We start from the raw sequence: 13,677 nt of genomic DNA, 5'->3' as shown, positions 1-13,677 counted from the left end.
TTCTAGTCTTGTGACAGTTTCGGTGTGAACCCTGCATCCCGAAAAAGTTCATCCAGGCGGCGCTGCGGCAGACGGATCCGCAGCCGCCAGCCGCCGCTTTCGGTGACCTCTTCCTGCTCCACCGCATCCATCTCGAACAACCCGGCCCGTTCGCGACCCGCCGTGGGCGGCAGTTCAAGCCAGCCGCCCACGATGGACTCGGCATAGTGATCGGCCAGCATCTCCAGCAAGGCATCCACCCCTGCGCCGGTCTGGGCCGATAGCCACACCCGGGCGGGCTCTCCATGGTCGGCCGGCTCGATGCGCGGGGTTGCGCCAGGAATGAGGTCGATCTTGTTGAACACCAGGATCTGCGGCACTTCGCGAGCGCCAATCTCTTCGAGCACCTGATTCACCTGTTCCATGTACACATCCCGCTGGGCGTCGTGGGCATCCACCACATGCAGCAGCAACGAGGCTTCCCGGGTCTCGGTCAGGGTGGCCCGAAAGGCCGCCACCAGATCATGGGGAAGTTGCCGCACGAAACCCACCGTATCGGCGAGGATCATGGCCTGTTGCGAGGGAAGCTCCACACGCCGCAGGGTTGGGTCCAGGGTGGCGAAGAGCTGATCCGCAGCATAGACCCCCGCCTGGGTAAGCCGGTTGAACAGGGTGGACTTGCCCGCATTGGTGTACCCCACCAGGGAGATGGTGGGCACCTCGGCCCTCAGTCGCGAGCGTCTGCCCTGCTCCCGCTGCTGCTCCACTTTCTCCAGACGACGGGTGATCTGCTTGATGCGCACACCCAGCAGGCGCCGGTCGGTCTCGAGCTGGGTCTCACCGGGACCGCGCAGGCCGATCCCGCCTTTCTGGCGTTCCAGGTGAGTCCAGCCCCGCACCAGCCGTGTGGACATATGGCGCAACTGTGCCAGTTCCACCTGCAGTTTGCCCTCGTGGGAGCGCGCACGCTGGGCGAAGATATCCAGGATCAGCCCGGCACGATCCAGCACGCGGCATTGCAGGAGTTTTTCCAGGTTTCGTTCCTGGCTTGGGGAGAGCGGGTGATCGAAGATGGCCACCTCGGCCTCTTCGCTCTTCACCAGGTCGCGAACCTCCTCTGCCTTGCCGCTGCCCACAAAGTAGCGCGGATCCGGTGACTTGCGACTCCCGGTGATCAGGCCGACGGGCTCGGCGCCGGCGGAGCGCACCAGTTCCATGAACTCCTGGCAGTCCTCGTCATCATCCTGGGTGGGCAGATTCAGGTGCACCAGTACGGCGCGCTCGCCGCTGCGGGGTCTTTCAAACAAGATGTCGCTGAAACCTCAGTACAATAAAGGAGGCAACGGCCACCACAGGAGACCGTCGGAACGTGATCAGGACGGGCTGTCCTGTTCGGCATCATCGGCCATGGCCATCTTGACCGGTCGGGATGGCACGATGGTGGAGATGGCATGCTTGTAGACCATCTGGCTCACACTGTTCTTGAGGAGCACCACGAATTGATCGAAGGAATCGATCTGACCCTGCAGCTTGATGCCATTCACCAGGTAGATGGACACCGGAATGCGCTCCTTGCGCAGGGTGTTGAGAAAGGGTTCTTGTAATGTCTGCCCTTTTGACATGGCTTGCTCCCGGGTTGGGTCATCTTTTGTTGTTGTTCCGACAATCGGGCCGTCGGCCCGACGAAGCGTCGGAGCCCTGATTCTAGCACACGCCTCCCCACGGTTATCGTGGGTCGTTCACATGCGCGGCCACTGTCTGAAAGATCCCCTCATGGTCCAGCGTCTCAGGATCGTACTGACGGGTCTGGGGGTAACTTCGCAGCCAGGTCATCTGCCGCTTGGCCAGTTGACGGGTGGCAGTGATCGCCTTTGAGACCATGGCCTCGTCATCCAGTTCACCCTCCAGACAGGCCCATGCCTGGCGGTAGCCCACGGCCCGTATGGATGGCATCTGCGGGTTCAGGTCACCGCGGGCCTTGAGGGCACGCACTTCATCCATGAAGCCGGCCTCCAGCATGGCATGAAAGCGCCGGGCGATACGTTCCCGCAACTGGGTGCGATCCGCGGGCATGAGCGCCAGGCGCAGGACATCATAGGGGAGCTGCGAGGCCCGCGGCTGGGCATGAAACGAGGACAGGGGCCGCCCGGTGAGTTCGAACACCTCCAGGGCGCGCTGCAGTCGCTGCGGGTCATTGGGGTGGATGCGTGCCGCCGAAACCGGATCCACCCGGGCCAGGGCCAGATGCACACCCTCCCAACCCGCGTCGGCAGCCAGGGCATCAATGCGGGCACGCACCACTGGATCGGCATCGGGCAGGGTATCCAGGCCGAAATCCAGGGCCCGGAAATACAGCATGGTGCCCCCCACCAGCAGGGGCACTCGCCCACGGGCGGTGATATCCGCCATGAGCGTCAGGGCATCCTCGCGAAAGCGCGCCGCGGAATAGGTCTCGGACGGGTCCAGGATATCCACCAGGTGATGCGGTGCTGTCCGCAGGGTGTCCGGCGAGGGCTTGGCCGTGCCCACGCTCATGCCACGGTAGATCATGGCCGAGTCCACGCTGATGATCTCGCAGGGCAGGCGTTGCGCCCACTCCACCGCCAGCTCCGTCTTCCCGGTGGCGGTGGGGCCCATGAGAAAGATCGCCGGCGGTGCGGCGGGAGACAGTGTCCCTGTCACCTATCGACCCCGCATGAACAGACGATCCAGTTCGCCCATGGACAGGGCCACCCAGGTGGGGCGGCCATGATTGCACTGTCCGCTGCGTTCGGTGGCCTCCATGTCCCGCAGCAGGGCATTCATCTCCGGCAGGGTGAGCGTGCGGTTGGCGCGCACCGACCCATGACAGGCCATGGTACCCAGCAGGGCATTGATGTGTTCCTCCACCCGCGATGACTGGCCGTGGGCGTGCAGATCAGCAATCACATCCCGAACCAGGGAGGCGGCATCCCCACCCACCAGCAGGCTGGGGATCGCCCGCAGACGTAACTGCTCCGGCCCACTGCGGTCGATCTCCAGCCCCAGGCTGTCAAACGCCTCCTGATGGGCCTCGGCCAGGTCCGCCTCGGCACGACTCACCTGAAGGGTTTCGGGTATCAAAAGTGGCTGGGACCTGACCCCCTCACCCCAATAGGCCTTTTTCAGGCGCTCGTAGGTGATGCGCTCATGGGCGGCATGCATGTCCACCAACACCAGACCGTCACGATTGCGGGCCAGGATGTACACCCCGTGGAGCTGGGCCAGGGCGAAGCCCATGGGTGGCTCATCGGCGGGGGATTTCTCCGTGCCGGTGGCCGTGTCGTCCGTTTCTGCCCCGGTTGCGGCGTTCATGGCGGGGTCGACGACCGGCCCATCCGGATGCAGGCGGCGGTAGGCCTCCATGGACTCGGCCACATTCAGCGGCAGGCGAGCCTGCCGCCCCGCCCAGGCGGGCGCCGCCCCAGAGGGCCGGGCGTGATCCGCCCGAGACCCGGCAGGGGCCAGTGTCTCGTCGAGGCCATGGGCCCCGGGCACCTGGGCCTGGCCCGCTTGTCCGGCCTGGTCGACGCCCGATGCCCCGGTGGATAAAACTGCTTCCGCTTCCGCGGCGGACCCGGTGGGTGCCGACGATGCACCGGGTCGCAATTCCCCCAGGGCCCGATGCAGGCTGCGAAAGAGAAAGTCGTGCACCAGGCGGGACTCGCGAAACCGCACCTCATGCTTGGCCGGGTGGGCATTCACATCCACCAGGGCCGGGTCCAGCTCCAGAAACAGCACATAGGCCGGATGCCGACCGTGGTAAAGGACATCCTGATAGGCCTGGCGCACCGCATGGGTGACCAGCCGATCCCGCACCATGCGGCCGTTCACGTAGAAATACTGCAGATCGGCCTGACTGCGGGAAAAGGTGGGCAACCCCATCCAGCCCCACAGACGCAGCCCTGCCCCCTCCTGTTCCATGAAGGCCGCCTGTTCCAGGAAGGCCTCACCGCAGATCTGCCCCACACGGCGATCCCGGGTCGCGGCATCCTCGGCCGCAGGCAGGCGCAGGGTGGACTTGCGATTGTGGTTGAGATCAAACCCCACGTCGAAGCGGGACAGGGCCAGTCGGCGAACCACCTCTTCCAGGTGGCCGTATTCGGTGCGTTCGGTGCGCAGGAACTTGCGCCGGGCCGGAACATTGAAGAACAACTCCCGCACATCGATGGTGGTACCCACCGGATGGGGTGCTGGCTCGGGGGCCTCGAAGCGGTCGCCTCCATCCCCCTGCAGGGCCCAGCCGCTGTCCTCGCCCGCCACGGCGGAAGTGAGGGTCAGTCGCGATACCGAGGCGATGCTGGGCAGCGCCTCGCCCCGGAAGCCCAGGCTGCCCACCCGTTCCAGGTCATCCAGGCTGGCGATCTTGCTGGTGGCGTGGCGTGACAGGGCCAGGCACAATTGGTCCCGGGGGATACCGCAGCCATCATCCCGCACCCGGATACGCCGCGCCCCACCCTGCTCCACGTCCAACTGAATGCGCCGCGCTCCGGCATCGAGACTGTTCTCCAGCAATTCCTTGACCACGGACGCCGGACGCTCCACCACCTCACCGGCGGCGATCTGATTGATCAGTTGCGGGGGGAGTTCATGGATGGGCATGATCCCTTCAGCCCCCTCGCGGGATCTCCAGCACCTGCCCGACGCGGATCACATCACTGTTCAGGTTGTTATGGCGGCGCAGCTGCGTCAGCGACACCTGGTAACGACTGGCAATGGCCGACAGGGTCTCGCCGCTCTGGATCACATGGCGGCCACGGCGGTTCTCCGCCAGGATCGTCCCGGGCGGCGCGTGGCTGGAAAAATAATCCCTCAAGCCACCCAGCAGGGCCTCGGCCATGGACTGCTGGAACGCCGCCGTCTTGAGCTTGCGTTCCTCCTGGGGGTTGGAGATGAAGGCCGCCTCCACCAGCACGGAGGGCACATCCGGGGAGCGCAGGACGGCAAAACCGGCCCGTTCCACGCGGGCACGACGCACCTTGCCTACCCGATGCATCTCACCGATGAGGGAGTCCGCCAGGGTATTGCTGGCCTCCAGGGTGGCGGTCTGGGAGAGATCCAGCAGCACCGAAGCCAGAACGTCGTCCTTGTCGCTGATGGGCACGGCACCCAGCCGGCTGTCGGCCTCGTTCTCCCGCTGAGCCAGCCAGCGGGCCGCCTCACTGGTGGCGCCTCGTTCGGAGAGCATGTACACGGAGGAACCCTGGGCCCGGGAATCCGGCGCCGCATCCGCGTGGATGGAAATGAACACGTCGGCATGATTCTGGCGGGCGCGGCGAATACGCTCCCGCAGGGGCAGGAAATAGTCACCGGTGCGGATCATCACCGGCTTCATACCCGGCTCTTTTTCCACCAGCTTTTCAAGCCGCTTGGCGATGGCCAGCACCACGTCCTTCTCGTAGGTGCCTCCCGGACCGATGGCGCCGGGATCCTTGCCCCCGTGACCGGCATCGATCGCCACGATCACTTCCCGGGACCGTGGCCTCTCCTCGCCCACAGCTGGAGAGGCATCGGGCGTGCCCGCTCCCTCCTGTTGCAGGTCGATCACCAGGCGATGACCGCTGTCATCGGTGGGGCGGAGCAGAAAACTGCGGGGGTTGGCAGGGCGGCTCAGATCCAGCACCACACGCAGATCCTCGTCATTGCGGGTGGCATGACGCAAGCCCTCCAGGGGGCCCTTGGCCTCGTCCCGCAAACGCAACTCCCCGGTCAGACGGGCCTGACGCAGGTCGATGACCACCCGATCCGGGTCGCTCAAGGTGAACAGGGCATGGTCCACCGGCCCCGAGAGGTCAAACACCAGCCGCGTGACTTCGCCATCCATGGAAGTGCGCAGGGCCTGGACACGCGTCTGGCTGCTGGCCAGCACGGCGGCCGGCCACCACCCACCGGCGATGGTCGCACCCGAGGCGTACAAAAGGCACTGCAAGAACCGCCGCCGTCTGGCCTGATTGATCGAACCGGTCACAACCCTGACCCCCATGAGGAAACACTTCCACACTATAGTGTGGCTGAAACAGGGCCGATTGCAAGCCCGAAAGATCTGCAATATTAGCCAGATAAGCGTTCATTTTCGGGTGGATTCTCCAGGATGCGTGCCACCCATTCCCTGCCGGCATCGGTACCGGACGACAGTTCAAGGCGCCGACCCTCGCCGCTGGCCGACAGGCTCAGCACCAGATCCGGGACAGGCAGCCAACCATCTCCCTGGCTGGGCCACTCCACCAGATTGAGGGTGGCGTCGTCCATGTCCTCCCGCACCCCCAGGTACTCCAGTTCTTCCGGATCGGCCAGACGATACAGATCGAAATGCAGGATACGACGCCCGCCGATCTCATAAGGTTCCACCAGGGTGTAAGTGGGGCTCTTCACCGGGCCGACATGCCCCAGGGCCCGCAGGAAGGCACGCACCAGGGTGGTCTTGCCGGCCCCCAGATCCCCCTGGAGAAAGACCAGCCCCCGCAGCGGGCAGGTGGCGGCCAGGCGGGCACCGAAGGCCCGGGTAGCATGTTCATCGGGTAGTTCCTGCATCATGGGTTCACCGTGAATCGAAGAGCATCCAGAAGATCTGTCGCCAGCAGGCCCCGTTCGCCCGCCACGGCAGCCCGATCCGCTGCGGCGGCATGGACACACACGCCCAGGGTGGCCGCAGCTTCCAGATGGGACAGGGCCCCGCCTTGAGACATGCCCGCCTCAGGGAGTGCCTGGGCCACCAGACCGGCGATGACCCCGGTCAGCACGTCGCCCATCCCGCCACTGGCCATGCCCGGGTTGCCCGCATCACAGATCTGCAGGCCGGCTGGCCCGTGGACCAGGGTACCGGCACCCTTGACTACACAGGTGCCCCCGTAGCGCTGGCCCAGCAAGGCGGCGGCGGCGGGACGATCGCCCTGTATCCGGGCGCTGTCCAGGCCAAGAAGTCGGCCCGCCTCCCCTGGGTGGGGCGTCAGCACCCAGTCATCCCTGCGCAGCGGTCCGGCCGCCAGCAGGTTCAGGGCATCGGCGTCCACCACCAAGGGACCGCCCCATTGCGATACCCGTTGCCACAGGGCGCGCCCCCAGACCCCCTGCCCCAGACCCGGGCCCACGGCCACCACCGAAGCCCTGTCCAGGAGGGCATCCAGGTCCGGGACATTCTCGATGCCATGGCACATGAGTTCCGGGCGCGCCATGGGAATCAGGGCCGCGTGGGCCGGATGGGTGGCCACGCTCACCAGCCCCGCCCCAACCCGCGCCGCCGCTTCGGCCGCCAGGCGCACCGCGCCCGGCATGCCCGCATCGCCGCCCACCAACAGCACGTGACCGAAGTGCCCCTTGTGGGCACCACGGCGACGCGGGCCCAGGCATCTCAGGGTGCCCTCATCCCGGCGCCAGGCGCCGGGAACCTGGGACTGGTGCACGGCGGCGGGCACATCCAGGTCACTGTAATGAATGCGTCCGCATTGCTCGGGGCCTGAACCGGTGAACAGGCCCTGCTTCAATCCGATGAAGGTCACGGTGGCCTGCGCCTCGACGGCACAGCCCATCACCGCACCGGTGTCCGCGTTCAGGCCCGAGGGGATATCCAGGGCCAGCACCGGGACTGCGGAGGCATTCATGGCCTCGATCAGCTCCGCCATGCCCCCCTCCACGGGTCGCCCCAGCCCCGTACCCAGCAAGGCATCCACAATCACATCGGTTCCCCGCAAGGCTCCCGCCGCATCTGCCGCAAGGGGAGTGCCACAGGCCTGCCAGTCCTGCCAGGCCCGCGCGGCATCGCCTTTAAGGGCCTTGGGATCCGTGGCCGCCACCACGCGCACTCCCAGCCCCGCCTCCTGGGCCAGGCGGGCCACCACATAGCCATCCCCTCCGTTGTTGCCGGGGCCGCAGACCACGGTGATCACATGGGCCGCTGGCCATTGCGCACGCAGCACCGACAGGCTGGCGGCACCAGCGCGCTCCATCAGGGTATAACCGGCAATGCCATGATCCTGGATGGCGCAGCGGTCCATGTCGCGCACCTGTTCGGCGGTGTACAAGGCTATGGGAAGCATCGGGATGACTCTCGTGGGCACGGGCTCAATGGTAGGGCCGGCGAGCGCCACGCCGCAAACCAACTGTATCGCGGGTTCTCTCATGGCGTATCCTGTGCGTACAGTCGTTTCGCCCGGCCTGCGCCATGCCCCTGCCCCCTCACATTTCTCCCCAGAGCCTCGCCAATCAGATCAGGAACTGGGGCCAGGCACTGGGCTTCGATGCCGTGGGCATCAGTGACACGGCTCTGGGTGAACACGAAACGCATCTGATCAACTGGCTCGAACGCGGTCGTCACGGCACCATGGACTACATGCAGCGCCACGGTACCCTGCGTTCGCGCCCTGCGGAACTGGTGCCGGGCACCCTGCGAATCATCTCGGTACGGATGCAGTACCTGCCGGCCAGGGCCCGGGATGCCTGGGAGGTGCTGGAACAACCCGAGGCGGCCTTCATCACCCGCTATGCCCTGGGGCGGGATTATCACAAGCTGATGCGCCGGCGTCTGCAGACCCTGGCCACACGCATCGAAGAGGCCATCGGCCCCTTTGGTTACCGCGCCTTCGTGGACAGTGCCCCGGTGCTGGAGAAGGCCCTGGCCGAGAAGGCCGGCCTGGGATGGATTGGCAAACACACCAACCTGCTCAGTCGCGAGGCGGGCTCCTGGTTCTTTTTGGGGGAACTCTATACCGACCTGCCGCTACCGGTGGACCCGCCGGGATCCGAGCACTGTGGTCGCTGCCGCGCCTGCATGGACGCCTGCCCCACCGGCGCCATCGTGGCGCCCTTTGAACTGGATGCGCGGCTGTGCATCTCCTACCTGACCATCGAGCACTCCGGGTCGATCCCCGAGCCCCTGCGACCACTCCTGGGCAACCGCATCTATGGTTGCGATGACTGCCAGCTGGTCTGCCCGTGGAACCGCCGCGCCGCGCTGGGGGTGGAACCGGACTTCGAGGCTCGCCACGGGCTGGATGATGTCTCACTGGTGGATCTATTCGCCTGGGATGAGGCCACATTCCTCAAGCGCACCGAAGGCTCCGCGATCCGCCGCATCGGCCATGAGCGCTGGCTGCGCAACCTGGCCGTGGCCCTGGGGAATGCCGGACCTTCCGGGGAGGTGGTGGCCGCCCTGGAGGCCCGGGCGGGGCATCCCTCGGAACTGGTGCGGGAGCATGTGGCGTGGGGGCTGGAGCGGCAGGCGAAGTGAGGCGTGGTGCCCGCCGTCCCCCATCCCCGGCCCTTCTCCTTCACTCCCCCGGATGCTCCGCCAGCATCGCCTCCACATCCTCCACCATCGCCCGGGATCCCACATAGAAGGGCACCCGCTGATGCAGGTCCTTGGGCTGGATCTCCAGGATGCGGCCTACCCCGTCGCTGGCCTTGCCGCCGGCCTGTTCGGCGATGAAGGCGATGGGATTGCACTCGTAGAGCAGGCGCAGCTTGCCGCTGGGGGCCTTGCGGGTGGAGGGATACATGAAGACCCCGCCCTTGAGCAGATTGCGGTGGAAGTCCGACACCAGTGAACCGATGTAGCGAGAGGTGTAGGGGCGATGGGTGTCCGGGTCCACCACCTGGCAGTACTTGAGGTATTTCTTCACGCCCTGGGGGAAATGGGCATAGTTGCCCTCATTGATGCTGTAGATGGTGCCCTGCTGCGGCGTCATGATATTGGGGTTGGACAGGCAGAATTCACCGATGGTGGGGTCCAGGGTGAAGCCATGCACGCCCTTGCCGGTGGTGTACACCAGCATGGTGGACGAGCCGTAGATCACATAGCCTGCAGCCACCTGCTCGGTGCCCGGTTGCATGAAGTCCGACAGGTCCGGGTGCTCGCCCCGCTCCGTGACACGGCGATAGATGGAGAAGATGGTGCCCACCGAGACGTTCACGTCCAGATTCGAGGAACCATCCAGCGGGTCCATGCAGAACACATACTTGGCATCCCGGGAGAGCCCATCGTCAAACAGGGTGATCTCCTGATCCTCCTCCGAGGCAATGGCACAGCATTCGGAGGTGGCTCGCAGGGCGGCAATGAAATGGTGATTGGCGAACAGGTCCAGCTTCTGCACATCCTCGCCCTGAACGTTCACATCCCCGGCCCGGCCCAGGATATCCACCAGACCCGCCTTGTTGATCTTCTTGTTCACCACCTTGGCTGCCACACCCACATGGTGCAGCAGACGGGACAGCTCACCCTTGGCATAGGGGAAATCGGCCTGCCGCCGGATAACGAACTCGTTGAGGGTGGTGATGTTGTAACTGTCTGTCGCCGTTGTCATCATTTTGCCTGTCTGAATGCCTTGGAATCGACTCAGGATATACCAAGCAGCCCGGCGGTAAAGTCGTGAAAGGGAATTACTCGAGCCCAGTACAGCCTCCCCGACAATTCCCAATGGCCACCCAGAAAATGTTGCAATGCAACACCAAAGACCCAACCCGGTCTACAATCAACCCGACTGACACACGAACGGATACATCACCATGAGCGAATCCCAGGACACCACCGCGCCCGCGCCGCCCAAGCCGCAGCCCTCCCTGTGGCGTCCAAGGCTGGGTCTGGCACTGGGTCCGATCGTCTTTGCCAGCATGCTGCTGCTGGGCCCACCCGGCGACATGGCTCCCGAGACCTGGGCCGTGGCAGCGCTGACGGCGTTGATGGCCATCTGGTGGGTGAGCGAGGCCATTCCCATTCCGGCCACCGCCCTGCTCCCGGTGGCCCTGCTGCCCCTGCTGGGTGCCGGTACCATCTCCGAGGCGGCGGCGCCCTACGCCAATCCCATGGTGTTCCTGTTCCTGGGTGGCTTCATGATCGCCCTGGCCATACAGCGCTGGAACCTGCACCGGCGCATCGCCCTGCTGATCCTGGGCCTGGCGGGCAAGCGTCTGGATCATCTGGTGGCCGGTTTCATCGCTGCCACCGCCGGCCTGAGCATGTGGGTGAGCAACACGGCCACCGCGGCCCTGATGCTGCCCATCGGCATTTCCGTGCTGGTGCTGCTGGAAGACAAGGGCGTGGAGAGCGGACAGATCCGCAACGTGGGTCTGGCGCTGCTGCTGGGGATCGCCTTTGGCGCCAACATCGGCGGCATGGCCACCCTCATCGGTACGCCGCCCAACGCCCTGCTGGCGGCCTACATGACCGACAATTACGACATCAATATCGGCTTCGTGCAGTGGATGATGGTGGGTCTGCCACTGGCCACCGTCCTGCTGATCATCACCTGGTGGGTATTGTGCCGCTGGGCCTTCCCGGTCTCGCCGCGGCCCGTCCAGGATATCGAGAGTCTGCTCCAGCAGCAGCGCTCGCAACTGGGCACCATGACCACGCCAGAGAAGCGTGTGGCCCTGGTCTTTCTGGGTGTGGCCCTGGCCTGGATCTGTCGCCCCTTGCTGGAGAAGGCCTTCCCCGGCATGGCCATCACCGATTCCGGCATCGCCATTGCCGGCGCCCTGGCCCTGTTCCTGATCCCGGCCAATTTCAAGCGCCACCAGTTCCTGCTGGACTGGGAATCCACCCGACAACTCCCCTGGGGCGTTCTGGTGCTGGTGGGGGGTGGCCTGAGCCTGGGCTCAGCCATCGGCTCCAGCGGGCTGTCGGACCATGTGGCCACGGCCCTGAGCCAGCTCAGCAACTGGCCCACCTGGACGCTGGTGGGCACCGTCGCCCTGAGCGCCATGCTGCTCAGCCACGTGACCAGCAACACGGCCACGGCAGCCACGGTGCTGCCCCTGGCTGCCGCCCTGGCTGTCTCGCTGGGGCATGACCCGCTGCTGCTGGCCATCCCCGTGGCCCTGGCGGCCTCCTGCGCGTTCATGCTGCCGGTGGCCACGCCACCCAATGCCATCGTCTTCAGCAGTGAGCGCATCACCGTGCCAGACATGGTGAACGCGGGGTGGCGCCTGAGCCTCATCTCGATCGTGCTGGTCACCCTGGCGGTGTTCGGGCTGGCCATGCCGCTGCTGGGCAGCGGGGCATAAGCCCCGCCCACCGGGTTCGGGGGCCTACACCCGGCCCCCGGCCAGGCGTTTGTAATAGTTGATCAGGCCATTGGTGGAGGCATCATGCCCCTCCACCGGGTCGGGATCACGCAATTCCCGCAGCACCGTGCGGGCCAGTTGCTTGCCCAGTTCCACGCCCCACTGGTCGAAGGAATTCACGTTCCAGATAATCCCCTGGACAAAGATCCGATGCTCGTACAGGGCGATGAGCGAACCCAGGGTGCGGGGTGTCAGGCACTCGAACAGCAGGGAGTTGCTGGGCCGGTTGCCCTCAAACACCCGATGTGGCGCCAGCTCGGCGATGCTCCCCTCCTCCATGCCCGCAGCCCGCATCTCGGCAGTCACCTCATCCAGAGTGCGACCTGTCATCAGCGCCTCGGTCTGGGCGAAGAAGTTGGACATGAGGATGGGGTGATGCTCGCCCAGGGGGTGGTGTGACCGGCAGGGGGCGATGAAATCGCAGGGCACCAGCCGCGTCCCCTGATGGATCAACTGATAGAAGGCATGCTGGCCGTTGGTGCCCGGCTCCCCCCAGATCACCGGCCCCGTGTGCCAGCTCACCCGGCGCCCCTGACGATCCACCGACTTGCCGTTGCTCTCCATGTCCCCCTGTTGCATATAGGCAGGGAAACGGTGCAGATACTGATCGTAAGGCAGGATGGCCTGGGTATGAGCGCCAAAGAAATTCACGTACCACACGCCCAGCAATGCCATGATCACCGGCATGTTCTGCTCCAGCGGCGCGGTGCGAAAATGCTCGTCCATGGCGTGAGCACCCTCCAGCAGCGCCTCAAAACGATCCATACCCAGATACAGGGCAATGGGCAGGCCGATGGCCGACCACAGGGAATAACGCCCCCCCACCCAGTCCCAGAATACGAACATGTTGCGCGGGTCGATGCCGAAGTCACGCACCTGGGGCTCGTTGGTGGACACCGCCACGAAATGCCGGGCGATGGCCGACTCATCCCCCAGATGTTCCAGCAGCCAGGCCCGGGCGCTATGGGCGTTGGTCAGGGTCTCCTGAGTGGTGAACGTCTTGGAGGCGATGACGAACAGGGTGGTCTGCGGGTCCACCCGGGCCAGGGTCTCGGCCAGATGGGTACCATCCACGTTGGAGACGAAATGCATGGTCAGGCGCTCATGGCCATAGGGGCGCAGGGCCTCGCAGACCATCAACGGCCCCAGATCCGAGCCACCAATCCCAATGTTCACCACATGGCGGATGGGTTGCCCGGTATGGCCGGTCCAGGCCCCGGAGCGCACCTGCTCCGTGAACTCCCGCATCTGCGAAAGCACTGCGCGCACCCGGGGCATGACATCCTCCCCCTCGACGACCGTGGCGCGGTCGCTGCGGTTACGCAGGGCCGTATGCAGCACGGCACGGCCCTCGGTGGCGTTGATGGGTTCACCGGCGAACATGGCGTCCCGCCACTGGGGCACCCGTGCGGTGCGGGCCAGGTCCATGAGCAGCTCCATGGTCTCCTCGTTCACCCGGTTCTTGGAGTAGTCCAGCAGTATGTCCTCGAACTGAACGGTGAAGCGCTGAAAGCGCTGCGGATCACGCTCGAACAGCGTGCGCATGTGCACGTCGCGGAGGGCCTGGAAATGGCTCTCCAGTGCCTGCCAGGCCTGGGTCTTGTTGGGGGAGTGCGTGGTCATGGG

11 protein-coding genes are annotated in these 13,677 nt (G+C 65.4%); 2 read left to right on the top strand and 9 right to left on the bottom strand.

Annotated elements, in window-relative coordinates:
- Positions 1–2: 2 nt before the first annotated feature.
- From hflX to ECTHA_RS0110135, 7 genes are all read right to left on the bottom strand, one after another.
- On the bottom strand, positions 3–1,286 hold the full coding sequence (gene hflX, locus ECTHA_RS0110165; RefSeq protein WP_025280792.1) for a ribosome rescue GTPase HflX: 1,284 nt from the start codon (positions 1,284–1,286) through the stop codon (positions 3–5).
- A gap of 66 nt (positions 1,287–1,352) precedes the next feature.
- A complete protein-coding gene (gene hfq / locus ECTHA_RS0110160) occupies positions 1,353–1,601 on the bottom strand; it encodes an RNA chaperone Hfq (RefSeq protein WP_025280791.1) in 249 nt (82 codons plus the stop codon).
- Between the two features lie 103 nt (positions 1,602–1,704).
- Entirely contained in the window at positions 1,705–2,616 is a 912-nt protein-coding gene (miaA, locus tag ECTHA_RS17945) for a tRNA (adenosine(37)-N6)-dimethylallyltransferase MiaA (protein ID WP_025280790.1), read from the bottom strand.
- Positions 2,617–2,661: 45 nt separating this feature from the next.
- Positions 2,662–4,599, bottom strand: coding sequence for a DNA mismatch repair endonuclease MutL (mutL, locus tag ECTHA_RS0110150; RefSeq protein ID WP_025280789.1), 1,938 nt, complete (start codon positions 4,597–4,599; stop codon positions 2,662–2,664).
- A gap of 7 nt (positions 4,600–4,606) precedes the next feature.
- Complete coding sequence (locus ECTHA_RS0110145; protein ID WP_084306919.1) at positions 4,607–5,980, bottom strand: N-acetylmuramoyl-L-alanine amidase; 1,374 nt, start codon at positions 5,978–5,980, stop codon at positions 4,607–4,609.
- Positions 5,981–6,048: 68 nt separating this feature from the next.
- Positions 6,049–6,531: a tRNA (adenosine(37)-N6)-threonylcarbamoyltransferase complex ATPase subunit type 1 TsaE gene (gene tsaE / locus ECTHA_RS0110140; protein ID WP_128571848.1), complete on the bottom strand. Its 483-nt coding sequence runs from the start codon at positions 6,529–6,531 to the stop codon at positions 6,049–6,051.
- Positions 6,528–8,030 carry a bifunctional ADP-dependent NAD(P)H-hydrate dehydratase/NAD(P)H-hydrate epimerase gene (locus tag ECTHA_RS0110135; RefSeq protein WP_029762256.1) on the bottom strand — a complete coding sequence of 501 codons (1,503 nt, stop codon included), beginning with the start codon at positions 8,028–8,030 and terminating at the stop codon, positions 6,528–6,530. The genes tsaE and ECTHA_RS0110135 overlap by 4 nt, the downstream gene beginning before the upstream one ends.
- Before the next feature lie 125 nt (positions 8,031–8,155).
- Between ECTHA_RS0110135 and queG the strand changes: the two genes are divergently transcribed.
- Positions 8,156–9,220 (top strand): tRNA epoxyqueuosine(34) reductase QueG, encoded by a 1,065-nt coding sequence (gene queG, locus ECTHA_RS0110130; RefSeq protein WP_025280785.1) that lies wholly within the window; start codon positions 8,156–8,158, stop codon positions 9,218–9,220.
- 40 nt (positions 9,221–9,260) lie between these two features.
- On the opposite strand, the gene fbp is transcribed toward queG, so the two are convergent.
- Positions 9,261–10,292 (bottom strand): class 1 fructose-bisphosphatase, encoded by a 1,032-nt coding sequence (gene fbp / locus ECTHA_RS0110125; protein WP_025280784.1) that lies wholly within the window; start codon positions 10,290–10,292, stop codon positions 9,261–9,263.
- A 202-nt stretch (positions 10,293–10,494) separates the two neighbouring features.
- Between fbp and ECTHA_RS0110120 the strand changes: the two genes are divergently transcribed.
- Entirely contained in the window at positions 10,495–11,991 is a 1,497-nt protein-coding gene (locus tag ECTHA_RS0110120) for an SLC13 family permease (RefSeq protein ID WP_025280783.1), read from the top strand.
- A gap of 24 nt (positions 11,992–12,015) precedes the next feature.
- On the opposite strand, the gene pgi is transcribed toward ECTHA_RS0110120, so the two are convergent.
- The gene (gene pgi / locus ECTHA_RS0110115; protein WP_026623713.1) at positions 12,016–13,674 is read right to left on the bottom strand and encodes a glucose-6-phosphate isomerase; all 1,659 of its coding nucleotides are present in this window, start codon (positions 13,672–13,674) and stop codon (positions 12,016–12,018) included.
- Positions 13,675–13,677: the final 3 nt, after the last annotated feature.

The organism is Ectothiorhodospira haloalkaliphila ATCC 51935, assembly GCF_000633935.1.
GTDB lineage: Bacteria > Pseudomonadota > Gammaproteobacteria > Ectothiorhodospirales > Ectothiorhodospiraceae > Ectothiorhodospira > Ectothiorhodospira haloalkaliphila.
This window is presented reverse-complemented; position numbering and strand designations above follow the sequence as displayed.

Excerpts from the sequence above, each read along its gene's own strand:
- queG (WP_025280785.1), top strand. The coding sequence starts at position 8,156 with ATGCCCCTGCCCCCTCACATTTCTCCCCAGAGCCTCGCCAATCAGATC.
- ECTHA_RS0110135 (WP_029762256.1), bottom strand. The coding sequence starts at position 8,030 with ATGCTTCCCATAGCCTTGTACACCGCCGAACAGGTGCGCGACATGGAC.
- miaA (WP_025280790.1), bottom strand. The coding sequence starts at position 2,616 with ATGGGCCCCACCGCCACCGGGAAGACGGAGCTGGCGGTGGAGTGGGCG.
- fbp (WP_025280784.1), bottom strand. The coding sequence starts at position 10,292 with ATGACAACGGCGACAGACAGTTACAACATCACCACCCTCAACGAGTTC.
- hfq (WP_025280791.1), bottom strand. The coding sequence starts at position 1,601 with ATGTCAAAAGGGCAGACATTACAAGAACCCTTTCTCAACACCCTGCGC.
- tsaE (WP_128571848.1), bottom strand. The coding sequence starts at position 6,531 with ATGATGCAGGAACTACCCGATGAACATGCTACCCGGGCCTTCGGTGCC.
- ECTHA_RS0110145 (WP_084306919.1), bottom strand. The coding sequence starts at position 5,980 with ATGGGGGTCAGGGTTGTGACCGGTTCGATCAATCAGGCCAGACGGCGG.
- mutL (WP_025280789.1), bottom strand. The coding sequence starts at position 4,599 with ATGCCCATCCATGAACTCCCCCCGCAACTGATCAATCAGATCGCCGCC.
- pgi (WP_026623713.1), bottom strand. The coding sequence starts at position 13,674 with ATGACCACGCACTCCCCCAACAAGACCCAGGCCTGGCAGGCACTGGAG.
- ECTHA_RS0110120 (WP_025280783.1), top strand. The coding sequence starts at position 10,495 with ATGAGCGAATCCCAGGACACCACCGCGCCCGCGCCGCCCAAGCCGCAG.